The sequence below is a fragment of the Wolbachia endosymbiont (group A) of Ancistrocerus nigricornis genome (assembly GCF_947250785.1).
Lineage (GTDB): Bacteria > Pseudomonadota > Alphaproteobacteria > Rickettsiales > Anaplasmataceae > Wolbachia > Wolbachia pipientis.
The window spans coordinates 1,129,152-1,155,673 of record NZ_OX366348.1 but is presented as its reverse complement, the minus strand read 5'-3'; the positions used below and the strand labels follow the sequence as shown (position 1 = coordinate 1,155,673).

The 26,522-nt window shown below is 34.6% G+C and carries 20 protein-coding genes, 2 tRNA genes and 2 pseudogenes; 9 read left to right on the top strand and 15 right to left on the bottom strand.

Annotated features, from left to right (window positions below; all coding sequences use genetic code 11):
• Positions 1-16 precede the first annotated feature (16 nt).
• A tRNA-Thr gene (locus OOK90_RS05855) sits at positions 17-89 on the top strand.
• 46 nt (positions 90-135) lie between these two features.
• On the opposite strand, the gene OOK90_RS05850 is transcribed toward OOK90_RS05855, so the two are convergent.
• The 3 genes from OOK90_RS05850 to OOK90_RS05840 form a co-directional block, all read right to left on the bottom strand.
• Positions 136-1,662: an acyl-CoA carboxylase subunit beta gene (locus OOK90_RS05850; protein ID WP_209472540.1), complete on the bottom strand. Its 1,527-nt coding sequence runs from the start codon at positions 1,660-1,662 to the stop codon at positions 136-138.
• A gap of 107 nt (positions 1,663-1,769) precedes the next feature.
• Complete coding sequence (locus tag OOK90_RS05845; protein ID WP_264705865.1) at positions 1,770-2,054, bottom strand: hypothetical protein; 285 nt, start codon at positions 2,052-2,054, stop codon at positions 1,770-1,772.
• Between the two features lie 42 nt (positions 2,055-2,096).
• A complete protein-coding gene (locus OOK90_RS05840; RefSeq protein WP_223823154.1) occupies positions 2,097-2,453 on the bottom strand; it encodes a hypothetical protein in 357 nt (118 codons plus the stop codon).
• A 321-nt stretch (positions 2,454-2,774) separates the two neighbouring features.
• Between OOK90_RS05840 and OOK90_RS05835 the strand changes: the two are divergent.
• Together OOK90_RS05835 and OOK90_RS05830 are read left to right on the top strand one after the other, a co-directional pair.
• Positions 2,775-3,733 (top strand): annotated as a pseudogene (locus OOK90_RS05835) (transposase); the annotation flags it as partial.
• Between the two features lie 137 nt (positions 3,734-3,870).
• A pseudogene (locus OOK90_RS05830) lies at positions 3,871-4,055 on the top strand (IS4-like element ISWosp8 family transposase); the annotation flags it as partial.
• Between the two features lie 189 nt (positions 4,056-4,244).
• Here OOK90_RS05830 and OOK90_RS05825 read toward each other — a convergent pair.
• The 6 genes from OOK90_RS05825 to OOK90_RS05800 all read right to left on the bottom strand — a co-directional run bounded on the left by OOK90_RS05825 (position 4,245) and on the right by OOK90_RS05800 (position 9,859).
• Complete coding sequence (locus tag OOK90_RS05825) at positions 4,245-5,495, bottom strand: citrate synthase (protein WP_264706185.1); 1,251 nt, start codon at positions 5,493-5,495, stop codon at positions 4,245-4,247.
• Between the two features lie 80 nt (positions 5,496-5,575).
• The gene (gene rpsT / locus OOK90_RS05820; RefSeq protein WP_012673338.1) at positions 5,576-5,845 is read right to left on the bottom strand and encodes a 30S ribosomal protein S20; all 270 of its coding nucleotides are present in this window, start codon (positions 5,843-5,845) and stop codon (positions 5,576-5,578) included.
• Positions 5,846-5,896: 51 nt separating this feature from the next.
• Positions 5,897-6,484, bottom strand: a complete 588-nt coding sequence (locus tag OOK90_RS05815) for a lysophospholipid acyltransferase family protein (RefSeq protein WP_010081980.1) — start codon at positions 6,482-6,484, stop codon at positions 5,897-5,899.
• A gap of 193 nt (positions 6,485-6,677) precedes the next feature.
• The gene (locus OOK90_RS05810; protein WP_151808093.1) at positions 6,678-7,664 is read right to left on the bottom strand and encodes a tyrosine recombinase; all 987 of its coding nucleotides are present in this window, start codon (positions 7,662-7,664) and stop codon (positions 6,678-6,680) included.
• A gap of 365 nt (positions 7,665-8,029) precedes the next feature.
• Entirely contained in the window at positions 8,030-8,665 is a 636-nt protein-coding gene (locus OOK90_RS05805; RefSeq protein WP_006280257.1) for a DnaA ATPase domain-containing protein, read from the bottom strand.
• 129 nt (positions 8,666-8,794) lie between these two features.
• A complete protein-coding gene (locus OOK90_RS05800; RefSeq protein ID WP_010963061.1) occupies positions 8,795-9,859 on the bottom strand; it encodes an AI-2E family transporter in 1,065 nt (354 codons plus the stop codon).
• A gap of 263 nt (positions 9,860-10,122) precedes the next feature.
• Between OOK90_RS05800 and OOK90_RS05795 the strand changes: the two genes are divergently transcribed.
• Entirely contained in the window at positions 10,123-11,316 is a 1,194-nt protein-coding gene (locus tag OOK90_RS05795) for a bifunctional 2-C-methyl-D-erythritol 4-phosphate cytidylyltransferase/2-C-methyl-D-erythritol 2,4-cyclodiphosphate synthase (RefSeq protein ID WP_209472538.1), read from the top strand.
• 966 nt (positions 11,317-12,282) lie between these two features.
• On the opposite strand, the gene OOK90_RS05790 is transcribed toward OOK90_RS05795, so the two are convergent.
• On the bottom strand, positions 12,283-13,347 hold the full coding sequence (locus OOK90_RS05790) for a 5-(carboxyamino)imidazole ribonucleotide synthase (protein ID WP_010082017.1): 1,065 nt from the start codon (positions 13,345-13,347) through the stop codon (positions 12,283-12,285).
• A gap of 96 nt (positions 13,348-13,443) precedes the next feature.
• Between OOK90_RS05790 and apaG the strand changes: the two genes are divergently transcribed.
• The gene (gene apaG / locus OOK90_RS05785; RefSeq protein ID WP_264705864.1) at positions 13,444-13,845 is read left to right on the top strand and encodes a Co2+/Mg2+ efflux protein ApaG; all 402 of its coding nucleotides are present in this window, start codon (positions 13,444-13,446) and stop codon (positions 13,843-13,845) included.
• Between the two features lie 177 nt (positions 13,846-14,022).
• Positions 14,023-14,916, top strand: coding sequence for an Rpn family recombination-promoting nuclease/putative transposase (locus OOK90_RS05780; protein WP_264705863.1), 894 nt, complete (start codon positions 14,023-14,025; stop codon positions 14,914-14,916).
• A 10-nt stretch (positions 14,917-14,926) separates the two neighbouring features.
• On the opposite strand, the gene OOK90_RS05775 is transcribed toward OOK90_RS05780, so the two are convergent.
• Positions 14,927-16,525 (bottom strand): ABC transporter permease, encoded by a 1,599-nt coding sequence (locus OOK90_RS05775; protein WP_264705862.1) that lies wholly within the window; start codon positions 16,523-16,525, stop codon positions 14,927-14,929.
• A gap of 129 nt (positions 16,526-16,654) precedes the next feature.
• On the opposite strand from OOK90_RS05775, the gene trhO reads away from it, so the two are divergent.
• Positions 16,655-17,482, top strand: coding sequence for an oxygen-dependent tRNA uridine(34) hydroxylase TrhO (gene trhO, locus OOK90_RS05770; RefSeq protein ID WP_264705861.1), 828 nt, complete (start codon positions 16,655-16,657; stop codon positions 17,480-17,482).
• Between the two features lie 178 nt (positions 17,483-17,660).
• Here trhO and topA read toward each other — a convergent pair whose 3' ends face one another.
• Positions 17,661-20,111: a type I DNA topoisomerase gene (gene topA, locus OOK90_RS05765; RefSeq protein ID WP_209472532.1), complete on the bottom strand. Its 2,451-nt coding sequence runs from the start codon at positions 20,109-20,111 to the stop codon at positions 17,661-17,663.
• Between the two features lie 423 nt (positions 20,112-20,534).
• On the bottom strand, positions 20,535-21,986 hold the full coding sequence (terL, locus tag OOK90_RS05760) for a phage terminase large subunit (protein ID WP_264705860.1): 1,452 nt from the start codon (positions 21,984-21,986) through the stop codon (positions 20,535-20,537).
• A 957-nt stretch (positions 21,987-22,943) separates the two neighbouring features.
• Here terL and OOK90_RS05755 point away from each other — a divergent pair.
• A tRNA-Arg gene (locus tag OOK90_RS05755) sits at positions 22,944-23,017 on the top strand.
• A gap of 8 nt (positions 23,018-23,025) precedes the next feature.
• Here the strand turns inward: OOK90_RS05755 and OOK90_RS05750 are convergent.
• Entirely contained in the window at positions 23,026-23,976 is a 951-nt protein-coding gene (locus OOK90_RS05750) for a complex I NDUFA9 subunit family protein (protein ID WP_264705859.1), read from the bottom strand.
• A 50-nt stretch (positions 23,977-24,026) separates the two neighbouring features.
• A complete protein-coding gene (locus tag OOK90_RS05745; protein ID WP_264329492.1) occupies positions 24,027-25,556 on the bottom strand; it encodes a UDP-N-acetylmuramoyl-tripeptide--D-alanyl-D-alanine ligase in 1,530 nt (509 codons plus the stop codon).
• 183 nt (positions 25,557-25,739) lie between these two features.
• On the opposite strand from OOK90_RS05745, the gene OOK90_RS05740 reads away from it, so the two are divergent.
• A complete protein-coding gene (locus tag OOK90_RS05740; protein WP_264705858.1) occupies positions 25,740-26,507 on the top strand; it encodes a hypothetical protein in 768 nt (255 codons plus the stop codon).
• Positions 26,508-26,522 lie beyond the last annotated feature (15 nt).

Here is a 26,522-nt window from a genome sequence, read left to right as displayed (position 1 = left end):
CATAATATATAAGACTGCCGTTGTAGCTCAGGTGGTAGAGTACGTCATTGGTAATGACGAGGTCCCAAGTTCGAATCTTGGTAACGGCACACTCTTACAATATTGCATAACTTGCAAGCAAGGCTTAAAAGAAAGTTACAGAGGCAGGTTATCATGCTTTTTCCATATCCTTTCTACTTTCTTGTTTTTGAGTAGCTCTAATGCTTTGTGAAAGTGATGCCTTGTTTTACTTGGCACTATAATGTCATCAATGTATCCATGTGATGCAGCAAAAAATGGATTAGCAAATTTTTCTTTATATTCTTTAATTAACGTTTGCTGATCTTTTTCGTGTCGAAATATAATCTCAACTGCACTTTCAGGGCCCATCACAGCTATTTCAGCAGTTGGCCAGGCATAATTTATATCACCTTTTAGATGTTTCGAATTCATAACAATGTATGCACCACCATACGCTTTTCTAGTGATAAGGCTAATTTTCGGCACGGTCGCTTCAGCGTAAGCGTAAAGCAGTTTCGCTCCGTGTTGTATTATATTATTGTATTCTTGATTTGTACCCGGCAAAAATCCTGGAACATCAATAAGTGTGATGATCGGAATGTTAAATGCGTCACAAAACCTTACAAACCTCGCAGCTTTTCTTGAAGAATCAATATCCAAACATCCTGCAAGGTGCATAGGTTGATTTGCAACAATACCGACAGTATTTCCTCCAATTCTACCAAAACCAGTTATGATATTACGAGCAAAATCAGGTTTCAGTTCAAAGAAATTCCTTTCATCACAAACTTTTTCAATGAGTTCATACATATCATAAGGAGTATTAGGATTGCTAGGAATCAGAGTATTTAAAGATTCATCAATCTCATTAACATCATTACAGATTGGTGCAGATTTTGGTGATTCTTGATTATTTGCTGGTAAGAAAGTAAAGAATTCACGCATTTTTAGCAGCATTTCAACATCATTATTGAATGCAAAATCCGCTACTCCTGTTTTGCTTGTATGAATTTTTGCTCCACCAAGGTCTTCGAAACTTACATCTTCGTAGGTAACCTTTTTTACTACATCTGGTCCGGTTATAAACATATATGAACTGTTTTTCACCATGAAAGTAAAGTCAGTTAATGCTGGGGAATAAACTGCACCTCCTGCACATGGGCCCATAATTAAAGAAATTTGTGGTATAACACCCGATGCATTTACGTTTCTTTGAAAAATTTCTCCATAACCAGCAAGAGAATTTACTCCTTCCTGAATTCTGGCTCCACCAGAATCATTTAGTCCGATAATTGGAACTCTGGCATTAATTGCCATATCCATAATTTTGCATATTTTTTTTGCATGTGACGCACCAAGTGAACCACCAAAGACAGTAAAATCCTGAGAATAAACAAAAACTTTTCTGCCATAAATAGTACCATGACCAATCACTACCCCATCACCTAAAAAATTAGCATTTTGCATGCCAAAATCATTTGCATGATGTTTTACGAATTTATCGTATTCTGCAAAAGAACTTTCATCGAGCAATATACTGAGCCTTTCTCTAGCAGTTAATTTCCCTTTTTCATGTTGTTTGGTAATCCTGTCAGAACCGCCTCCTTTTTCAGCTTCTAGTGCTTTGGTTTTTAGATTTTCTAGTATTTTAAAGTCTTGCATACAATAAAGTAGTTTTCAAATTAGTTGTAGACTTTATTAAGTTTACAAACCCTACTAACTATACACATACACTATTGCTATATGCAACAATGTATGTATGATAATTGTTAATGCTCTGGTGATTCATGGTCACTACTTTGAAAATGTTGCGATGTGTCAACACTTTTCATATTAGAAAGAGGTGGACTAACTGCACTGCTTTTCGTTTGTGCAAAACTTTTAGCAGCTTCAACAACCTTGCTTATACGAGGTTCTTTTTCTAGCTCTTTTAGGTACTTTGAGAAGATTTCACAACTTTTGTCATCCATATGTACCATTATTTTACCAAAACTTTCAGCTTTTTCAGAAGATAAAATCATTTCGATCTTTTCATCGCCTACCCTAAAGGTCATTTTTACTTTGCCTTGCATATCATGATATTGCCAGCTTTTTATTCAGATTAGATTATCTCCTTCTCCTATTCGCAATGCACCATATTCTAAGTCCTTAAATTCCGGGGAGTTCATAAATTTTGCAGGAGTGATCACACTTTTTTCTGGACACTGTACATAATAAAATTTATTATCTCTTTCTACTACAATTCCTTTTTTTTTGTCATTTTCAATACTATCACTTACAATTTGTTTTAGACGTGACAAATATTCGCCGCGTTCTTTCAGTATATCTTCTGGCAATAATCTCCGAACTTCTTGGCTCACATCAGTGCCTGTTGAAACTAGATTAAACATTTCTAACATAAGAGGCCGTAGTTTTTCTTTTCCAGTCTCAGTAACATTTTTATCTTGCTCCATGAGGTGGTATAAGATCAGTATCGAATAATCTATTATTGATGACTTTTTTCTCCTTGGAATACATCAACACTAAACATGACCTTGTGCTTTTTTGCATCGTCTATAGATTTTTGAAGTCTCTTTGCTATGTTTTCGATAGCTTCATCATTAGGTAAGTGTTCAGGCAATGGCGTCAACTTAAGGAAAAATATCAGCGATAGTGTATAAAATTTCTCTCTAAATTTTTTATCATTAAATTATCCAAAGAGTGCAAGGGACAGCACTTTTGTTTCTATTTTATTGCAACAAAAAAGTTTAAAATGTGTCTTTTTTAGGTGAGGCATGCAAAAAGGAAAAGATCTTATCTTACAAATTAAAAATGCAATATACTCGAAAACTTTTCAGAAAATCCATTGTGTTGAGTTTTACACGAACAAGAAAACTTCCTTTTTCGACAGTATTTTCTATGATTTTAAAGTTAGTTAAAAAAAGTTTGGGAATAGAATGTGAACTTATGGAGCCATTGACATGTACCCTCAAAGCAAGCTTTTTCTAAAGCAAGATATAAGATTTGCCATACAGGCTTTCAAGAATTTAAGCATCCAAACAGCCTATCAGGATGAACCTGAGTTGGAGAGGCTATAGACTTATTGCAGCAGATGGTTCTGGTATGAGATTACCCAGCTCTGGGGAAATTGTATCCGAGTTTGAACCAAATGGAACAACAGGCACCATTGGCAATTTGTTTGTTGATTTGTGTACTTCATTGATTTGCAGTGCTCGTCTTGCAGCTTGGAATATAGGTGAACAAACGTTGGCGGCAGAGCAATTACCCGAAGTTATCACTCAAATGCGTTTATTAAATCAAGAGAAATTATTATTTATCTATGATCGTCTTCAGTAAAATTCATTCAGCAGCATTATAATTTGGAAGTAGATTTTATTTTTCGCTTGCAAAAAAGAAATTATAGTAAGCTATGGGAACGCTGGCGAATTAGATTTTGATTTTATATTAGAAAATGAAAAGCTAAAAAATAAAATGAAAGGACAGAAAGTAAGAGTTATAGTGCTGACATTAGCCAACTGAGAAACAGAGTTTTTGACCGAGACTTTGGAGCAAAGCTTATGTGTTAAGGTGGCACATAGAGGAGTGCTATAAACGACTCAAAGTAGGAGCAGAGTTAGAGAATTTTTCTGGAGAGGCTGTATTACAAGAATTTTGGGCAAACTTGGTCATGTGCAATATATTATCGCTTCATATATGTGATGCACAAGGGCCTTGGAACCCAGATCAAATTACTGATACCAATTCCCACTGCACAATAAACGGATAGATAACAATGGAAAAAAAGCCATACTATTGCCTTTCTTTCTCACTCCACAATTAAATAACTCTACAATATCGCTTATTTGATTCACTAATAATGAGAATTGGTATGAGTATCGTTTAAATTTTTCAGTTTTATTTGGTGTAATGAGGCAGAAACTCTATCAGGTACTTATTGCGCCAAAAAACTTTCAAGCCCTTTTTAAGTATACGCGCTAAAGTTAAAATCCGACCGGGACAGCCGCAATAAAGTAGATAAGCCTAAACGCCATCATGTCTTTAGGAGAGTTTGCTAATGAAAGTTCTTAAGTTGACGCCATTGGCTGAACGGATACGGAATGACACCATCCTTTTTTCTGGATTCCAGACTGGAATGACACCTCTGGACACTTCCGTCGTAAAGGAACCAGTGTCAGCTACTCGGATGACACCTTTTTTCTACTTAGTTTGGGTTATGCAAGAAGTCTAATGAAGTGAAAATAAATTTATTTACCAAAATAGAGTTGCCTTGGTCTACAGATCTTAGTTTCTTTATCATTTATCATTTCATACCACTGAGTAACCCAACCAGTGGTTCTTGCAAGTGCAAAAATAGGCGTGAACATATTTGAGGGGATATCAATAGCATTCATTATTATACCTGAGTAAAAATCAACATTTGGATATAACTTACGCACGATAAAATATTCATCCTTTAAAGCTATTTCTTCAAGTTTTTTTGCAATTTTAAGCAGTTCATTATTTTGTTCTAATTTACTTAGAACCTCATGGCAAGCGCCTTCCAATATACGCGCGCGCGGATCATAATTTTTATAAACACGATGTCCAAATCCCATCAATTTAAATGGATCTTTATCATCTTTAGCTTTTTCGATGAATTTATCTATATCTCCACTTTGCTCTATCTCTTTTAGCATATTTATAACTGCCTCATTAGCTCCACCATGTGCTGGTCCCCAAAGTGTAGCAACTCCTGCAGAGAGGCTTGCAAACAGATTAGAACCAGCCGATCCCACCAATCTGACAGCCGCCGTAGAAGCATTCTGTTCATGATCAGCATGGAGAGTAAATATTTTATCCAGAGCTTTTGCAAAAAGGGCGCTTTTATCATTATCAACAGCATCGCCAAATATCATCTTTAAGAAATTTTCACTGTAACTTAATTCATTGTTAGCATTTATGAATTCCTGATTGTTGATATGCCTATAAATCATTGCAATAATTGTGGAAACTTGCGCTATTGCAGAAATTCCAAAATCTAGGTCTTCACCATTGACATTGTTGCCATGCTTTTCATGATAAGATGCTGACAAACTTGCAAAACATGCAACTAAGATTGACATAGGGTAAGCAGTTTTTGGAAATGCTTTAATTACATTTGTAACTTGCTCTGATACTTTGGATGATTCTTGTATTTTGAGAAGAAATTTTTTGTGTTGCTCTGAACTGGGTAATTCACCATAGAGCAATAAATAAATCACAGCAGTAAAATTATTATTCTCTGCCAAATCAGCTATATTATGTCCCCTATATTTAAGAACTCCTTCATCTCCATCAATGAATGTAATTGTAGAAGAGCATGAAGCTGTAGAAACAAACCCTGGATCGTAAGTGAATAATCCTGTCATCTTATATAAATCCTTGATATTTAACACATCAGGACCTGTTGTTCCGCTTAATACAGGTAGCTCGATTTTTAATCCATTACTTAGTTCTAATAGCACTTTTTTATCCATCACTTAAGCTACTTAAATTTTATACAGAATATACAAACTGAGGAGTATATATTAATACAGTTAACTTTACATTAACCGTATTAAGCGGTCATCAATGCTTTTACTTTTGCATTTAAGCGACTTATTTTACGCGCAGCAGTATTCCTATGAATAACACCTTTATTCACACACTTGTGTAAATTAGATTCAGCATTCCGAAATGCCAGAACAACATTTTCTTTGTCGCCAGACTTGATTATATCAACCAATTTTCTAATAGAGGTGCGAGTTTTACTTTTCCGCATCTTATTTATTAAAGTGCGCTTTGCTATTACCTTTATCATTTTTTTAGCACTCTTATGATTTGCCATATATTAATACCTAAAATACTGTACTTTTCTTTTAATTATAAAGTTTTTTTGTTAATTTGCAATATCAGTTTTTCCTATGGTTAATCTACTGCTTCTCTCTTCAATAATTTTTTCTAAACTTTGCAAGAATTCATTTTTGTTTAACCCAGGATATATTGGGGGCAATATTTCTATTACTGCCTTTCCGGGATTCTTTCTCAGAGAAAGTATGCTTTTTGGCCAAAACAAACCAGTGTTTAAAGCAACCGGTAACACAGGAACAGATAATACGCTATATAAAGCAGCAATACCTGGTTGATATTTTATATTTTGGTTTATAGTTGTTCTTGTACCTTCAGGAAATATTATTATGCTTCTATTTTCTTTTATACGCATTTTTGCTAGTTTGATTATATGGCGTATAGAACTGATACCATCTGAACGGTTAATAAAAATCATTTTCAGCGCTATAAGATGCAAACCAATGAATGGAATCCATTTCAATTCACGTTTTAAAATAAAAACCGCTTTTCTAAATAGTAGTATAAAAATAAATGTTTCAAATGGAGATTGGTGTTTAGATGCAATGATAAAAGGTTGCTTAGGGATGTTTTCCATTCCCCTCACTTCATATTTAATGCCACATAATAAACGCAGCATGAATAATACAACTCTCACCGAACAGACGAGGAAAATGGTTATTACACACTCAGAAAAGAAAATTACAGGGAGAGTAATGAAAGTATAGAATACCTCCCATAATATAAGAAAGAAATTAAACAATAAACTTGAAATCACAAACTCACATAAATTTATTTAAATTTAACTTTATTACAAATTAAAAACAATAAATTTAATTATTGATCATCTGAGTAATAGGATGCGAATCAGCTAATTTGTCCTTTAACTTTTCGTTAGCAATATGAGTATATATTTGTGTTGTAGAAAGGTTAGTATGGCCAAGAACTTTCTGTATCAACACAATATTTGCTCCGCTATTTAGTAGATGGGTAGCAAAAGAATGCCTAATCACGTGTGGAGAGATCTTATTTTCATCAATATTGCATTTTCTTGCCAACTCCTTCATTAATTGACCGACCCTCTGCCTTGTAATTGGTTTATTAGGTTTATCACCTGGGAATAGCCAATCGGATTCCTTTTCTTTAGAGATCAGATTATCACGAACTGATAAATAATTTCTAAGGCTCTGCAATGCTTGTTCATTAAAAAGAATTTGCCTCTCTCTACCACTTTTTCCTTTTATTATTATATAGCATTCTTTGTTATTACTGTTTATTAAATGTGACACTTCACATAATTTCATACTAATTAGTTCAGAAACACGCATTCCAGAAGAGTAAAGGATATCTAAAATCGCACATAGCCTTTTACTGCTTATCTCTTTATTCGATTCGCTTGCTGATTTTCTCACTGTGTCCATTAGCAAAAATATTTCTTCGACACTTAAATACTTAGGCAAAGGACGAGAAACTTTTGGATTCTTTAATTCAGCATCATTAGCCGGCGCTGGATTAAAATCTATTATTCCGTCATTAAATAGACACTTGTAAAAATTTTTCATAGCGGATATTTTTCTTGATATAGAGCTACTTTTATATTTTTTTTGTGTACATAAAGATTTCACATAATCTTTAATATTGGTTTTGTTTACACCAACCAAGGTAGTGCCGCTTTCCAATAAAAATTCTTCAAACTGGTGTAAATCCGAACGATAACTTTCCAGAGTATTTTGTGCAGCGGACCTCTCTGAAGCTAAAGCATCTATGTAATATGTTATGTAAAGATTTTCTTTTTTATTTTGCGACTGTTTATTTTTCATTATCAGTTCCTATATTTATTTCTTTGGCTATAATTTGATTAGAAGTGTTCCCTGTGTTTCTTATGAGAAAATATGAGACAAATAAAGCATTTATCAATAGAGTGAACATCACAAACTTTTGCTTTAACCTTTTTCTTAAATTTAATCTTACTCTTATCATAGTTAAATTATAACGTTAAATCTATAAAAAACACCTTATAAAGTGAGCTCTACTATAAATATAGAATACTTCTTAGCTGTATCTATCTATATTTATTATAACATAACATTGATTATAATTCTAACATGGACAGATAGAGATTCCAATTACGTTAGTGTTATGGGTGTTAATAAATTTTTAATATACACCTTTACAAAAGAAGAAATCAAATGGCATCTTTTTTTAATAAAGTGCTAATAAAAGGAACGGTCACATTTGACCCTATAGATTCATTATCTATCTTTTCTATAATTTTATCAATGCTATAGAAAGAACGTTCTATTCTTGCTAAAATATAATTAATCACTTTTAAATCAATTTTTAACTGTTTATCTGAAAATCGTTTTATTAGCATAATTCTTAATAATTCCTCGCTTGCAGGCAAAATTTTTACGCTGATAGTTGATAATATTCGAGAACTTAAATCTCTTAGTTTGAAGTTAAGCTTTTTTGGTGAAATTGAAGAAGTGATTAGCAGCCTCTTGTCGTTTTCTTTCATGTAATTGTAACAATGTAATAACATTGCTTCATCTTTAATGTTTTGTACGTCTTCTAAAATAAAAGCATCGCTATACCTAATCTCGCTTACGAAGTTATTCACATTGATAAAGATTGCATCGTTTATTGATTGCCAAATATGAGCAAGATGAGTTTTACCGGAGCTTTTAGGTCCAAAAAGAATCAGACATTTCCAAGATAAATCATTAACTACCGAATTATATACGTGCTTATTTTCATCTAAGATGATGTAATTTTGCCGGCTATAATCAGCTTGATTGTTGTTAAATAAATTTAATTGCACGTTGAACCTCTTACGTAACCTCTTTCTGGTAGTAATTTTTGCGCAGAAATTTACTTACGCTCCTCAAATGTGTCAGGTATTCTGGGCTCATTTCTCCTCTTACCATAAATTGATTATGCAAAAGGTCTGTTAGCCGTTTTTATAAAGCTCACTTTTAAAATATTTATTGATTGCATATTCTACTGATACATTGAACATTGCTATTATTGGAATAAAAAGTAATATACCTGTAAATCCAAAATATGAAGCGCATATAGTAATTCCCAGAATAATTACAGTTGGATGTATATGAACTTTTTTTCCTATTAATAAAGGAACTAATATGTTTGAATCTATTAATTGTCCAACACCAAATAATAGCAAAACAGCAGCACTTTCAAACCATCCACTAAATTGAGTGATAGCGCTCAAAAACCCAATAATGGTATATAATAATGGCCCTACGTAAGGTATGAACGTTAACATTCCTGATAAAATTCCAATAACAATAGAGTGTTCCAATCCAATTATGCTCAGACTCACAGAGTAAAAGACCATCATGACAATACATACATTTACCTGCCCCTTTAGATAATTAGATATAATGAAATCCACTTTGGAAAAATAATCTGCAATTTTTCCTCTGTAAGGAATAGGGATTAATTTACTAGCTTTTTCTATAATTAAAGGCCAATCACGTAATATATAGAAAAACACTACAGGAGTAATCACCATTAATGATACCGTGTTAAAGCTTGAACTTAACACTTGGATTATAAAGTTACTAGCAATATCAAGAGCATTCATGAAATAAGATACATAGTTGCTGTAATTTTCTGCTAGATTTTTAGATAAATGATCAAATAAGCTATCCTCGATTTTCATATTAAGAAATTCTAATACAGAGGGGATTACTTTAAACTTTAATGAAGGCACTTTACTCACTAAGAAATTTAATATTGAAGTAATTTGAACATATATAATAGGTAAAACAAATGTTATGACTAGTATAAAAGCTATTAATAAAATAAGTATTATAAAAATTACAGAACATGAACGTGGTATTCTATACTTTTCAAACTTGACTACTAGCGGATTAAACAAATATGCAATAATAATAGATATTAAACATGGAAAAATCATAGGACGCATCAGGAATAACATCCCTATTATAAAAAGCAGTATGAAACAAATAGTTATATGACGTTTTTGCATGTGTTTAGCATAGCTAATTTACTGAAAAATATGCAATTTATTTTTCCTATGTTGAAAGTATTTTACGATTTGTAATACTATCATTTTTTACTAAAATTTAGTTGTTTAATCCGCAGGCAAAGATAGATTTTGAGCTCTCTAAATATCTCTTTTGCTATTATAATTATGCTAGTTAATAGGGGAAGTAACTTTTATATGATGTCAGAAATTTTATTTTTCGGAAAGAATCTTGGATAGAGAGGAAAGCTTCTACAAAAAGAAATATGTGCGCTAAGAAATACAAAATAGCAGCATTAATAGTTGCAGCGGGAGTAGGCAGTAGATGCAATTCTACGATTCCTAAGCAATATATAAAACTGGCAGGTAAATCTGTTTTATTTCATACAATTAAAAGATTTCTGGCTAACCAATATATAGATTACATAAGAATAGCAATTAATAGAGACCATGAAAGTTTCTATGAGAAAGCTATATCACTAATTACAGACACTAAATTACTAAGCCCTGTATACGGAGGAGAAAACAGGCAAAGTTCAGTTAAACTAGGGCTTGAAAGCTTACAAAAAATTAACCCAGATTTTGTAGTTATACACGATGCTTGTAGGCCTTTTGTGTCAGATGTTCTGATAGATAACTTGGTTGAATCTATGATTAATGATCAATATACAGGAGTAGTTCCAGCAATAGAAGTTGAAGACACTATGTCATTGGTGAGTAATAGTTTTATTGAATCTACGATTTCAAGAGGAAAGCTCAGAGCCATACAAACCCCTCAAATTTTTAATTTCAAAGAATTATTATCATGCCATCAATCAGTCAAAGAATTTACTGACGATTCATCACTAATGGTAGAGCACAAAAAACATGTTGCGATTATTAAAGGTGAGAAAAGCAATTTTAAGTTAACCACAAAAGAGGATATCAATATGGCAAAGCTTCTTTTTGAAGAGCCAAAATTTCGTGTCGGAGCCGGTTATGATATACATAAGTTCATTAAAGTTCAAAATGGTGCTGAAAGCTTTATAAAAATTTGCGGTGTGAAAATTGAACACAACATGGCAATAGAAGCGCACTCTGATGGTGATGTTGCAATACATGCAATCGTTGATGCAATACTCGGAGCACTGGGATGTGGCGACATAGGAGAGCACTTTCCTCCTAGTTCCTCTGAATGGAAAGATTGCAATTCATCTCACTTTCTTGACTTTGCTGCTAAAAAAGCAAAGGAAAAAGGGTACAGCGTGTCTAATTTAGATATTACTATAGTTTGTGAAGAGCCTAAAATATCGCCTTACAAAGTAGAAATGAAGAAATTCATATCAAAAGCATTAGAAATTGATGATGAATTTGTAAATATCAAAGCAACCACTGCAGAGAAATTAGGTTATATTGGAAGAAATGAAGGAATAGCAGTGCATGCTTCTGTGTTATTGCATACAAACTTTTATTGGGAATAGAAACGAAAAAACTTACTTGACACCCTTCGCCAGCCCCCTTATCATGAAACTGAAGCTATTTATTTATCTTCTCTGTACAGATTAAATGACAAAAAAACTCACGTATCTGGCGTCCCATGTTTAATTTTTTGCACTATGTGCACCTTATGTCTTTATAAAATTTCTAGGTTTTTACCTAATATAAGCTGAAATGCGCTTATAAAGCATTTAAAACATCAAAAAACGCCGATTTAAAAAATGGATAGTGAATAACTAGCTACCCTAGGGTTTCTTTTGCCTTTTTTTCTGTTTAGTAAATTTCTTAATGTTTATAATTTAGATTAGTTGCGGCTTAAAAGCAACTAAATCGCGGTTATTAAGCGTTTAGAATAAAAAAACGCCATACTTGAAAGTATAATGTAAGTAATTAGCCAACCACGGGGCTTCTTTTGCCTTTTTTTTTATTTGGTAAATTTCTTAATATTTATGGCTAAACGACAATCGTCATCCCGCTACTTGTTAGCGGGATCTAGAGATACCGCGGCGGCATGACGTAGGACTGCTGTCATTCAAGTAGCTGACGCTGGAACCCAGCCTTGCTGTAATCTCATCAAGAACGTTGTGTTTTAACATAAGATCAGCCACTTTTATGCTTACCAACTTAATAAAATTCCTGGATCCAAGTAGTCAGGCTACTCGAATGACACCTTCATAAAGTGAAATGAGATCCCGCTAACAAGCAGCGGGATGACGAGAAAGGGGCTACTCGGATGACACCCTCATAAAGTAAAATGAGATCCCGCTAACAAGCAGCGGAATGACGGGAAAAGAGGTGCTGGGATGACACCTTCACAAAGTGAAATGAGATCCCGCTAACAAGCAGCGGGATGACGGGAAAAGAGGTGCTAGAATGACACCGTTTACTATGTAACATCTCATCATATCACAATGTTCGTACAGTTGTGGCGGTATGACGTAGAAAAACTGTTAACTTAAATCTATATTGACATGTCCCATTTTACGCTTATCCCTAACCTCTTTTTTCCCATATATGGTTAAACTAGCTTTTTCGTTGCTCAAATACTTATGAGAATCATATATATCATTACCTATTATATTTTTCGTCATACAAGGAAAGCGTAATACTACTTCCTGCATAGGTAGCCCGCATATTATCCTAACTAGCTGTTCAAATTGACTAACGTTACATGCATCCAAGCTCCAGTGGCAAGAATTGTGAGGTCTGGGAGCTAGTTCATTAACTAACAATTCGTTATCCTTAGTAACAAAAAATTCAATAGCCAGAATTCCTATTACATCAAGCGCATTTGCTATTTTCTTTGCAGCTCGTTGTACCTCTTGAGTTAATTTACTATCTATTTTAGCTGGCACTGTTGAAGTATCAAGTATTCCATCAACGTGGTAATTTTCTGCTATAGGAAAAAAAGCTACTTTACCGTTTTTATCTCTTGCAACGACTATTGAAACCTCTTTCAGTAAATCAACACTTGCTTCAAGAATGTACTCTGTATTCCAATCAAAGGAAGCAAATTGCTTCACTTCAGAATCATTCTCAAGCACATATTGCCCTTTTCCATCATAACCCATTTCTGTTGTTTTCAGCCTTGTTGGATAGCCAAAAGCTCTACTGCTTTTCAGTAGCTCATTATAATTTTGTATACTTTTGTATTCAGCAGTTTTTATACTCAAGCTTCTAATGAAATCTTTCTCTCTAAGCCTATTTTGCGCAATGTGTAACGCTTTTTTACCCGGATAAAAATTTACATCGATATCAATTGCACTACATGGAATATTTTCAGACTCAATAGTGACCAAATCCACACTCTGTGCAAAAGATTCAAGCGCTTTCTTATCAGAGAAATCTGCTATTGTGAAATCATCAGCAATAGAACAAGCTGGATCGTCTTTAGCACTGGCAAAAACATGTATTTTTTGTCCAAGTTTTGTTGCAGCGATAGCAGTCATTTTACCTAATTGTCCACCACCTATTATTCCTATTACTTTTTTGCTCAGCGCATCTGGTTCATTCATACTATAAATTGATATTTCCTAATTAAAGTATACTTGAAAAATCTATGAAAAAAGTATATAATTAAAATACTATTTTCTTATCATGAATATTTTATAATGATAGAATACACACTAACTACCAACTTTGTTGAAGTTACAGTTTTACCAATTTATATTGAAGAGCAATCCATTCCTTATGAAAATTGCTATGTATGGATGTATAACGTTAAGATAAAAAACAAAAGCCAATCAACTATTCAATTGTTAAGTCGTCATTGGCAAATAATAGATTATAAGGGAAAAGTAAATGAAATTGCCGGAGTTGGTGTTATCGGAGAACAACCTGTGATAAAATCTGGAGAGGTATTTAAATACACAAGTGGAACATACTTAAATGTACCGTCAGGAATAATGCAGGGTAAGTATGAATTTCTGAATGAAGAAAGCATAAAAGTTTTTGAAGTTATGATGCCACCCTTTTCTTTGGATAGTCCATACATCAAAACTAGACCCCATTAACTGTCAAAATAGTTTATTTGTAACCAGACTGCATTCTGTGATTTTTAGCAAAGCACGATCTTTCATTTGAGCTTTCTTCAATTTAAAATAAATACAGAAACTAGCTATCTTCAAAAATATGGTTGAATAATTGTTAATAATAGTGTATAATTATTAATATTTTCAAGCATTTTTGCCATGGCTCTTTCAAAATTTCTCGATCCTCGCAATGATTTGTGTTTCAAAAAAATCTTTGGAACGGAAAAAAATAAGAATATCCTGATCCACTTTTTGAACGATATTTTAGGGTTTACTGAGATAAATGCAATACAAGAAGTTGAGTTTCTTAGCACTATTATGGATCCCGAAGTTGCCTCTGATAAACAAAGTATTGTTGATGTTCTCTGCAAGGATTCTCACGGAAATAGATATATAGCAGAAATGCAGCTCGCTAGAGACAAGGGCTTCGAAAAACGCGCTCAATTATATGCTGCTAAAGCCTACTCAAGACAATTAGATAAATCTGGCAACTACATTGATTTAAAGAAAGTCTTCTTTATTGCTATATCAAATTGTAACTTACTTCCTGAAGAAGTTGATTATATTTCTACTCACAATATACGTGATATAAAAACTAACGGCCATTACTTAAAAGATTTTCAATTTATCTTTATAGAATTGCCCAAATTTTCAAAAAGTAAAGCAGAGCAGCTAGAAAGTACAATAGAAAGGTGGTGTTTCTTTTTTAAATATGCAGAAGAAACAACAGAAGAGGACTTAAAAGAGATAGCAGAAAAAGCACCAATAATAAAGCTGGCGTATGATGAGTTAGACAAGTTTCGTTGGAACGAAAAAGATTTAGTAGCCTATGAAGAAAGGATAATGGATCTACGCAAAGAAGAAGCCATTCTTGAATACAGACTTGATCTTGCTACTGAAAAAGGCAAAAAAATTGGTAAAGAGGAAGGGAAAATTGAAGGGAAAATTGAAGTCGCAAAAGCAATGCTGGCTAATAATGTTGATGTCAACACTATTGTCAAGTTTACTGGCCTTTCTATTAGTGAGATTGAAGAATTAAGTGGAAATCTGTGAACGGTTACGTTTATTTTTTATCCTTATCATCAAGTGTAAATAAGGTTATTGTAGAGATTAAGCCTATTATAACTATTATTAACGAAAATGGGGCAGATTCTCTATAGCGCTCATCGCTTACAAGTTCATATATTCTAGTTGATATAGTTTCAAAATTAAATGGTCTTATAATAAGTGTTGCTGTGAGCTCTTTGATAGTATCCATAAATACGAGCAAAAATCCCGATAATATACTCTTCTTGATGAGAGGGATATGAACATTCAAACATGTGGAAATAGGTCCATGACCCATAGTATATGCAGTCCACTCAATTTCATTTGGTGTTTTTTTGAGCCCTAACTCTACCGCCTTGAAAGATATAGCAAAAAAACGAAATAAATATGAGTAAACTAATGCGCCAATAGTTCCTACCAAGCTAATTTCCACAATATATTGAGTAATGAAAGAGGATATTCTGCTTAAAAATATTATTATGCTAATTGCGATAATTGCATTTGGAATTGCGTAGCCTAAAGAAATGAGACGTGCTACATTATTGATTACCTTATTTTTACGCGCCGTATATCCAATAATTATTGCAATGCTAATTGAGATTAGTGCAGTGATGAATGATAAACTAACGCTATTTGCTATTATGTTATAGAATCTTGCTTCATATATGAAAAACCCCTTCTCTATGCTCCAATATATGAGCGGAATCATTGGCAAAATAAAACCTATTAATATCGGCAATACACACATAAGATAAGCAAAGATCAATGGTATAGTGCCACTTATACTCCGTTTGTTGTGATAATCTGAATTGGTATTGATTGAAGAGTAGGATATTCCTTTTTTTTGTAGTTTTTTTTCGATAGCTATTAGTGTTGCAACGAAAATCAACTCTGCAACTGCTAAAACAGTAGTTGAATATTTGTCATGCAGTAAAAACCAGGTGCGATATATTCCTGTTGTGAAAGTATCGATAGCAAGAAACTGTGGTGTGCCGAAATCTGTAATTACTTCCATTAGTACCAAAGACAACCCAGCTATAATTGATGGGCGTATGGAGGGTATGATGACAGAAAACAGGCTCTTCAATGAGGAGAACCCAAGTGTTGACGCAATAGTGACTGAGTTACTAACATTCTTTAGACTTGAGCGGACTAACATATAAACGTATGGATATAGGCTGAATCCCATTACTAATATTCCACCACCTAGGGATTTTATTTCAGGAAACCAATAGTCACCTTTGCTCCACTCTAAAATGTCTCTTAATGAGCTCTGCACCGGACCTGAAAACTCTAGTGTATTTACATAGACGAACGCTACTATATATCCAGGAATCGATATTGGAAAGAATAAAGCAATCTCAAAAATTTTACTTCCAGGAAATGAAAAAAATGTGGTGAGCCAAGCTGGAATTACTCCAAATATGAAAGATATTCCCCCTACTCCTACCATCAAAATTAACGTACTCAGTATATATTCAGGAAAAAGTGTACTGATTACCCATTCGGAATTCGCTGAATCTGTAAATAAGATTGATATTAACGATAGTATAGGACAGACGAATAATATACTTACTAAAAATAAGAATATATTTTTAAATACTCTTAAAAACATTAATTTGAATCTATATTTTATATTAAAATGTTATATGTAAAAACTGAAGATATCCAGTAATTAACAGCCGTACTATTGAATATCTTTATAATTTTGTATATCATGTTTTTAGTTGATAAGTGAATAATCATGAGCTTCGTCATTGCAACTTTCTATCACTTTGTAGAACTCTCTAATTATTATGACATGAAAGACGAAATAAAAGCTGCATGCAACAACGTTGAGTTAAAGGGCACTATACTCCTTGCAGAAGAGGGTGTTAATGCAACAATATCTGGTGAAAGAAACGCAATTGATAAAATATTCGATTTTCTACGTTCTGATTATAGGCTAAGGGACCTTACATGGAAAGAGAGTGCAGCAGAATATCAACCATTTAGCAAGATGAAGGTAAAATTAAAAAGAGAGATTGTGAATCTTGGTGTAAGCAATCTTGATATTTCCCTTAAGGGTAAATATGTTGATCCAGAGCATTGGGATGATTTTACTTCTCAACCTGACGTTTTAGTAATAGATACACGAAACGAGTATGAAGTGAAATTAGGCAAGTTTAAGGATGCAATTAATCCACACACACAATGTTTCCGTGAGTTTCCTCAGTGGACAGAGTCATTTTCTGAGAGTAAAGACCTGAAAGTGGCTATGTACTGCACTGGTGGGATTAGATGCGAAAAATCTACAGCATATATGAAAAGCCTTGGATTTAGTGATGTTTACCATCTTAAAGGCGGCATTCTTTCTTACCTTGAAAAAACTTATAATAAAAATGGTAATTGGAAAGGAGAATGTTTTGTTTTTGATGATAGAATTGCTGTTGATAACTCACTTACTCCAAGCAACACAATAAAATGCATATTCTGCTCAAATCAAGTTTCAACTGATAAACTGAAATCAGTTCCACGTGGCCAAGTGGTTTGTTCTGATTGTAAACTTCAGTGTTATAGCTATAATAAATAAAACATCATACTGCTGCAGTTGTATGCACGTTGTGATTTGAGAGCAACCTCTACCAGAAAGGGTGTCATGCCAGTGCCCAGACACTGGCATCCAGGTTCTTTTTTTCTAGATTCCAGCGTCACACGCTGGAATGACAAAAAAGCTGATTTTTAACGTAGATAATGGTTATGCAAGAAGTCTACTTCTTACCCTTAATCAACTCTAAAGCCTTCTCCAGATCTATACTCTCAATATCTGCACTCTTGCCCAAAGCAACGTTTGTTTTACCGCATTTTATATAGAATCCGTACCTACCGTTGCAGATAAAAACTTCTTTTCCCTTTTCATTAACCCCGAGAGATTTTAACTCTTTGCGTGGACTGTTTGCAATAATTTGTACAACTTCGCTCAATTCTGTATTCAGCACCTCTTTGGAGCTTTTCTTAAGAGAAAAGTATTTACCATCATAGAAAATATAGTACCCAAATCGTCCAAGGCCTATTTTTACTTCCTTTCCGGTTTCAGGGTGTTCTCCGATTACTTTTGGCAAGGAAAGTAACTGAGTAGCGGTGCTCAGATCAATCTCATTAACATTTATATCTTTTGGTATGGAAACCGTTTTTTTCTTTTTTAACTCGTTATTAAACTCCAGATAAAGTCCAAAAGGACCCTTTTTGATCATCACTTCTTGGTTTGTTATATCATCTATACCTAAACTTTTTGGATATTCTGAATTGTCGTTACTACCTGTAATTTCTTTTGTATGGTTGCATTCAGGATAGTTAGAACATCCAAGGAACACCCCGGCTTTTCCAAAGTTCAATTTCAATATGCCACCTAAGCAAGCAGGGCATTTCGTATTCACCTCTTTTCTTCCTTCTTCTGAACAAAACCAATCGATTACCAAATCGTGAATGCCGCTGAAAACTTCATCATGCGTCATTTGCTTGACAGAGTTTACATGACCAAAAAATGGCACCCAAAAGTGGCCTAATTCTTTTTTCCAATCTGCATGTCCATTTGAAATTAAATCAAGCTTCTCTTCCATTTGTGCTGTGAAATCATACTCTACACAACGCTGAAAAAAAGTTTCTAAAAATATAGTAACGATTTTACCGCGGCTGCTTGGAATAAACCTTTTGCTATCCAATGAAACGTACTCACGATCTTGTAATACCGAAATAATTGTTGCATAAGTTGATGGTCGACCTATACCGATTTCTTCCATTTTTTTTACGATACTTGCTTCACTATAACGAGGTGGCGGTTGAGTGAAATGTTGTTTTGGCTCAACTGAAATCAGCTTACACGCTTCCCCTTCCTTCATGGCAGGTAGCAGGCCTTCATTTTCGGCTTCTATGTTATCTTGGTAGACTCTATAAAAACCATCAAAGAATATACTTGATCCACTTGCTCGCAGAATTACTTTCTGGTCAGTAGAACTAATTTCGACTACCACTTGATCAAGAATCGCCGACTCCATTTGACTTGCAATGGTCCTTTTCCAGATTAAATCATACAATTTAAATTGCTCTGGCGTTAAGTAATCCTTAATACTACCCGGCGTTCTATTGATATCAGTTGGACGAATTGCTTCATGTGCTTCTTGAGCATTTTTGACCTTTTTTACATATTTACGAGGAGACTGCGGTAAATATTTATCACCATATAATGACTTAATTGACCCTCTAATTGAGTTTATAGCCTCATCTGCAATATGAAACCCATCTGTACGCATGTAAGTTATCAACCCTACAGTTTCACCACCAATATCGATACCTTCATATAAATTTTGCGCTATGCGCATAACACTTTTCACATTAAAATACAGTTTATTCACTGCATCTTGCTGAAGACTTGAAGTAATAAACGGAGGAAGCGGGTTTCTCTTAACTTGCTTGCGTTCTACTGTGCTTACAGCATATTGCCTTGATTCAATCTCCCTGACTAAGTTCTTTGCTTCTTCTTCATTCTTAATATCAAATTTTTCTAGCTTTTTATTGTCATAGTGGCTTAGCATAGCAAAAAAAGCCTCATCTTTGCTATTTTGCATTTCTGCTTTTATGCTCCAATACTCCTGTGTTATAAATTTACTAATTTCATCTTCTCGTTCGCATATAATCTTTAATGCAACAGACTGCACTCGCCCTGCAGACTTGCTTCCCGACAATTTTGTCCACAGCAGTGGTGACAAACTAAATCCAACTAGATAATCCAAAGCTCTACGTGCTTGTTGTGCACGCACTAAATCCATATTAATTTCACGTGGATTTTTTATTGCTTCTTGTACTGCTCTTTTTGTTATCTCATTAAAGACTACTCTATAAATGTTGTTTTCATTACTGATTGCTTTCTTTTCTTTTAATGTCTCTATCACATGCCAAGCCATTGCTTCCCCTTCTCTGTCTGGGTCTGTTGCAAGATATATATCTGATGTTTTGCTTGCGGCTTTTACTAGCTCTTTTATATACTTTTCTGCTTTTTCAATGGTTTCATACTTTATAGCAAAATCATTATCCGGATCGACAGAACCGTTTTTTGCTGGAAGATCCCTCACATGTCCAAAGGATGCAGCTACTTTGAACTCTTTACTCAAATATTTACCTATTGTCTTTGCTTTCGCAGGTGATTCAACTATTAATAATGCCATATTGTTAATTATTTTAGTACTTAAAGATAATATGTTGAGAAATATACAATGAAAAGTAAAAAAATATTTTAATGGTTCTTGTGAATTTTACAAAGTAGACGGTGTCATGAAAGTAGCTGACACTGGAATGACAGCAGTCCTACGTCATACCGCGATTCATTCGCGGTATCTCATCCGCTAACAAGAGATCCCGCTAACAAGTAGTGGGATGACGAGCTTACCGTCATGCTGCCGCGAACCGTCATACCGCGATTCATTCGCGGTATCTCATCAGCTAACAAGCAGCAGTTCTACGTCATACCGCCGTGGTATCTTTTAGCATAGATCCCGCTAACACGTAGCGGGATGACGGTTGTCAGGGTGTCATGAAAGTAGCTGACACTGGTCTCCATCCAAGAGGGTGTCATCCCTAGTGGATTCAAATCACAATGCTCGTATAGCTGCAACCCTGGAGGTACTGTTTCTCACCCACTGGAGATATTGCACGGTACTATCTACTTGATCATCGTGTCGAGTTTCAGGAAACATTAAAATTTCATACTCAAAATCATTTAGCCATACTGCTTGATGCGGCAAAATAATCCTGCCAGACTCTATCATCGGAGCAATCCGGTGGAATCGAGTGAGCTTACCATCATGTGGCACTATTTCGATAATGGGCAAATGACTGTTTGCCTTCAGCTCTTGTGCTAATTGCTGACCACTTGTTTTGGCTTCGATCAAAATCGCGTGTGGTGACCATCTTGCAGCTAGTGATAAAACTTGTTCTTTAAGCTTTGGATACTCAAGCTTTGCGCGATATACATCAAGTAAATAGAATTTATTATCTATTTTTGCCCAGGTGGTGCAGACACTAAAGTTGCTCATGTCGCTTGTTGAAACCGCAGTATCCCAACTTTGTGTTACATGCGAGAGATTATCAGGAACATTTTTATAGCGCTTTAGCCACTCTCGTTTGACTATACCACTTGAAAGCGGCAGAGGGTTTTGTTGATATTGCGCAGCAAAAGCGTAACTCCCAAGTTCAGCTTTTATTATCTCAACTTCTTCTTTTCCTCCATCGAGGGGATATAACAACTGACCTTCTTCTCTTGAATATAATATCCTTACAGGTGACGCTGGTTTATTATATAATCGCCTGGTCGCACAGTGCTGAGCTACTCGGATGATAGGAACGGGAGGTATTGGCTTTTTGATTGAATAAATAACCTGCTTATTTTCAGAAATCATTGGCAAACAAATATGATGCCATATGTTTTTTGGCTTGGAGAGAAGGTGTCCAGTTAAGTCCTCCTGGTGTAGCCTGTGCATTACAAGAACGATGACTCCTTTTTTTCTATCGTTCAGCCTGGTTACTAAAGTCTGATCAAACAAGTTTGTGGCACGCTTTCTAAGCGTTTCACTCAAAGCTTGAGCAGAACTGAGCGGATCGTCCACAATGATAAAATCACCACCTTCACCAGTTAGTGTTCCACCAACTGATGTTGCGATTCTGTATCCTCTCTGCACTGTTTGAAATTTATATTTGGTATTCTGGTCTTTGGATAGTTCTATCTCTGGAAATAGCGCTCTATACCAACTAGACTGCATCACGCACCTGGTGTCGAGCGAGTGCTTTTCGCTGAGCCGCTGAGAATAACTTGCAACTATTATTCTCGCAGTTGGTTGGTTTCCCAGTATCCATGCGGGCCACGCAACGCTTATGCACATGGACTTCATCGAGCGCGGAGGCATATTGAATATTATTCGTTTCACTTCACCAGCGCTCGCTGCTTCCAGCCTGTCTGCTATGACTTTTATATACTGATAATCGTTATACTCACACCCCGGCACTACCGTTTGAAAGCACAGTTCAATGAATTTTAGAAAGTTCATGATATAATGTTGAAACCAACGCGTGACGCTGGGATGACAAAAAAAGGAGCACTGGAATGACACCCTACTTAACCGTCATACCGCGATTCATTCGCGGTATCTCTTAACATAGATCCCGCTAACAAGCAGCGGGATGACGAATTACTTAACCATCATCTACACCGTCATACCGCGATTCATTCGCGGTATCTCTTAACATAGATCCCCCTACTATACCTTAACATAGATCCCGCTAACAAGCAGCGGGATGACGAATTACTTAACCATCATCTACACCGTCATACCGCCGCGGTATCTCTTAGCCGCTAACACGTAGCGGGATGACGGTTGTCGTTTAGCTACAAACGTTAAGAAATTTACCAAATGAAAAAAAAGGCAAAAGAAGCCCTGGGGTTATTATCCGCTTTAAAATATTGGCGTTTTTTATGTTTTAAACGCTTGACAAGCAAGATTAAGCTGCTTTTAATTGCAACTAACTTACGCTGCAAATGTTTAAGAAGTTTACTAAGCAGAAAAAAAGACAAAGAATCCCCGAGTTAGCTAGTCTTTTACTATCTCTGTCGAGTATTGGCATTTTTTGATGTCTTGTAACGCTTTATAAGCGCGTTCAGCTTATTTAGATAAAAATCTAGATGTAGATGAAGTTTTGTAAAGACATACAGTATCTATGTACTGCAAAAAATTAAACATAAGACGCCGATACATTAAGTAATCCTTACCTTTTAATCTGCAGATTGGCGAAAGCAAATACAATAGCTTCACTATCATGATAAGGGCGCTGGCGAAGGGTGTCAAGTAAGTTTCTATATAATATTTTCTAAAATAAATAGACTTCTCGCATCCAATTTTGGCAGCGCGCGACACACAACTGCAATGACAAGGTGTCGCAAGATAAACATCATATTCACACGAAGTACTTGACTTCACTTGTACTAAGAAGCATTTTATATATGTTGTGTGCCCGTAGCTCAGCTGGATAGAGCAACAGCCTTCTAAGCTGTGGGTCGTAGGTTCGAATCCCACCGGGCACACTCTTTTATCAATACTTTCTATAAATCTTCAAGTACTCTGGCACCACATTTTCAATTGCTAATGGTCGAACCTTCATTGTTTCAAGGTCAACTGACTTTTCGATTGAACTATTCATCATAACTTTCACCTGATCTTGAGTAAGCATAGGGTTCGTATCTCCGGTTATTGGTTTTAGCAGCATAGAAATAATTTTATTTTCTAAAAAGAAAGCTATTAACTTTGCCATTGGAAAAGATACATTGATCAACAAACACTTTCTGTTAGTAACATTCAGAATAAACTTCAATAAGCTTTTGAAAGAGTAAACCTTTGGTCCACCCATGTTATAAATTTTCTTGTCTTGCTTATTAAAACTGATAATACGATATACCACTTCAGCTAAGTCTGTTACACATATTGGCTGAAATTTAGTTGTTCCATTGCCAATTAGTGGTAAGAAAGGAAGAATAGTTGCTAATCTTGCAAATTTATTAAAGAAGTTGTCTTCTTTACCAAATACAAGGCTTGGCCTAATTATTATTGCTTTTTGAAATGCTGAAGTTACAGCTTTTTCACCTTCCAATTTACTTTTGGCATATTTTGACAACTTGCTATTTTCTATTCCCATAGCAGAAAAATGTATCATCATAGGTACATTTTTCATTTTTGCAGCTTTTGCTATCCTTTCAGCTATTTTAACGTGAACAGCGTAAAAATCGTGCTTTTTTGCTTCATATAATATTCCCACTAAGTTTATAGCTACATCAAATTCTTCCATACCATCCAGAACTGATTTTTCATCAAAAAAATCGCCTTTAAATATTGATATTTGTCCTAAATTGCCACACAATTTTAAACAAGCAGCTTTTTCCTGATTACGAGTGAATATCTTTATTAAATATCCTTCTGCTGCCAAGCGTCTTACGATGTGTTTCCCTATAAACCCCGTTCCACCAAAAATAATTACACGTTTTGTCACAATTAAAGTTCCTAATAATTTGTTACTGTAAATTAATACAATGATTTCGCTTAATATTTTATTACGAATTCCCGTACAATAAGATCCATTTTCATTCCTCGTGAGCCTTTAACTAGAATTGCGTCATTATTCTGAATAATGTTAGCTAAATCACTTTTCAATTGATTAGAATCATTAAAATGCGTGCCTCTTATATTATCTGGCAAAAGCTCATGCAATTCTAACATAAATTTACCAACTGTATAAACTTTATCTATATTATTTTCTGTGATAATCTTAACCAAATCTGTATGAAACTCTATGCTTTCATCACCAAGTTCCAACATATCACCAAGCAAAGCTACTTTTCTCTGATTAGAATATGTACTCAAAGTTTTTATTGCAGTTTTCATCGAAGCAGGGCTGGCGTTATAGGAGTCATCAATTAAATGTATATATTTTTTATTGCATTTGACCTTATGAATATTGCCTCTACCTTTCGCTACACTAAAATTCTTAAGTGCAAGTGGTAATTTTGATAAATCAAGTCCGAGGCTTTGCACAACTGCTGCAACAGCAAGTAGCGAATAAGCAAAATGCTCACCTTGTACACGTAAATTACAGTTTATAATTTGATTATCACTCAGCCTGATTTTTAAACTTAATCTATTAGCAACTCGGTTTGATGTCATTCCAGCGCGTGACGCTGGAATCCAGTCTTTATTATACAACCGTCTGATATGCTCATTTGCAATTGAACTTCCTGGATCCAAGTAGTCAAGCACTGGGATGACAGAAGATAGTGCTGAAATGACAGAAGATTCATCGTTTCTTATTAAGTTTAGTAAACAAACTTCAGCATTTTTATCTTTACCGAAGCTTATTACATTTCTATTGGCGTGTGATGAGAGATAATCATAATATTTATTATCTCTGCTTAAAACCAAAGTACCGTTATTTTTCATACCATACAGAATTTCTAACTTCGCTTGTGCAACGTCAAATAGTGATGAAAAATTTTCAGTATGTGCAGGTTCGATGTTGGTAATAACTGCAATATTCGGATTACTAATTTTTGATAATTCTTTTATTTCACCAGCTTTATTCATTCCCATTTCAAGAATTAAGTACTGGCAGTTTTTTGGAGCTTTCAGAATTGTCAAAGGCAATCCTATATTATTATTTAAGTTACCTTCGTTTGCATGGGACACTCCATATTGCGATAAAACAGTATGCAGCATATCCTTTGTAGTGGTTTTCCCGACACTGCCTGTAACTGCAATAACTTTAGCATCAATAAGAACATTTCTAATGTAGTATGATGCCATATCGTGCAAAGCTTTCAGGGTATCTTGTACAATCATGAGAGGGAAACTTTTATATTTACCCTCACTCACTATTGCAGCGACAGCCCCTTTTAAAAACGCTTCATGCAAAAAATTATGGCCATCAAAATTCTTTCCCTTGAGGGCAATAAATAAATCACCTTTTTTTATGCTTCTTGTGTCCGTTGAAATATTTGAGCTATGTATCCAATTACAACCATTTACGTCTCTTCCGCCAGTTGCATCAATGATATTATTTGTGTTCCATTTAAACATAATTTAGAGTATTCTTTATAATAAATTGAACAATAAAAGTAGCGAAAATACTACATGTTTTAGACAATGTGCAAATAATGGTTGCAATCCCTATAATTCTATCTTATAATGGATATAGAAGTTTAAATTTTTTCGTCTATAATTAAAATGTATTTAGTTATAGAAACTACCTTGGAGGTATGTATGGCAGAATCTATTTGGGCTAAGATAGGCGGAGCATTTAAAACAGGTGTAGAAGCTACAGGTCGGGTGTTTGCTCTTGTGCCTAAAGCACTTATTTACCCTATAAAGAAGCCGTTTGCTTCAACGGGTGAAATGAAACATGATGCTACAGTTTCGTTAAAGAAAGCTGTTGGTATAGATGTACCTGAAGAAGAAAGGGAATATGATCCACCTATAGAAACCACACAGGCTAGTAAGGATCTTGGTGTACAAATAACAGAGCAAAAGAAAGGGATAGGAAAGGTAAGTTTTTTAGTGTCAAGAACTCTGACGGGAGATATACCTTATTTGAATGATGAACAATTGAATAAAATAAAAGCACTAAAAAGTGAGTATTCAAACATCACTATACATAGAGAAGAAAATAAAATTGTAATTGAAGTTGATGTTAAAAAAATAATTGAAGACATTAAAACTGACTATAAAGGAAAGAGTCCAGAGGAGATAAAAAAGCTTGCTATTGAAGAAATTAAACAAAAAGTTGACGGTAACCTTAAAGATCTAGCAAAAATTACTGGTGGAGAATTTAAAGTTCACACAGACTTAAAATTGCTGTATGGTATTGCAGAAAAATTGTATAAGGAATATGATAATCAAAAGCAGTCATCAGAAAAAGTTGTGAAGTCTGATGTTGGTCAGCCTTCAGAAACTATAGCTTCAGGTGAGAAAAAATGGGCGCAAGAAGCTATAAAAGCAGGTAAGTCGCAAAGTTGTGGAATGCAAAAATAAGTTATAGGGGAGTAT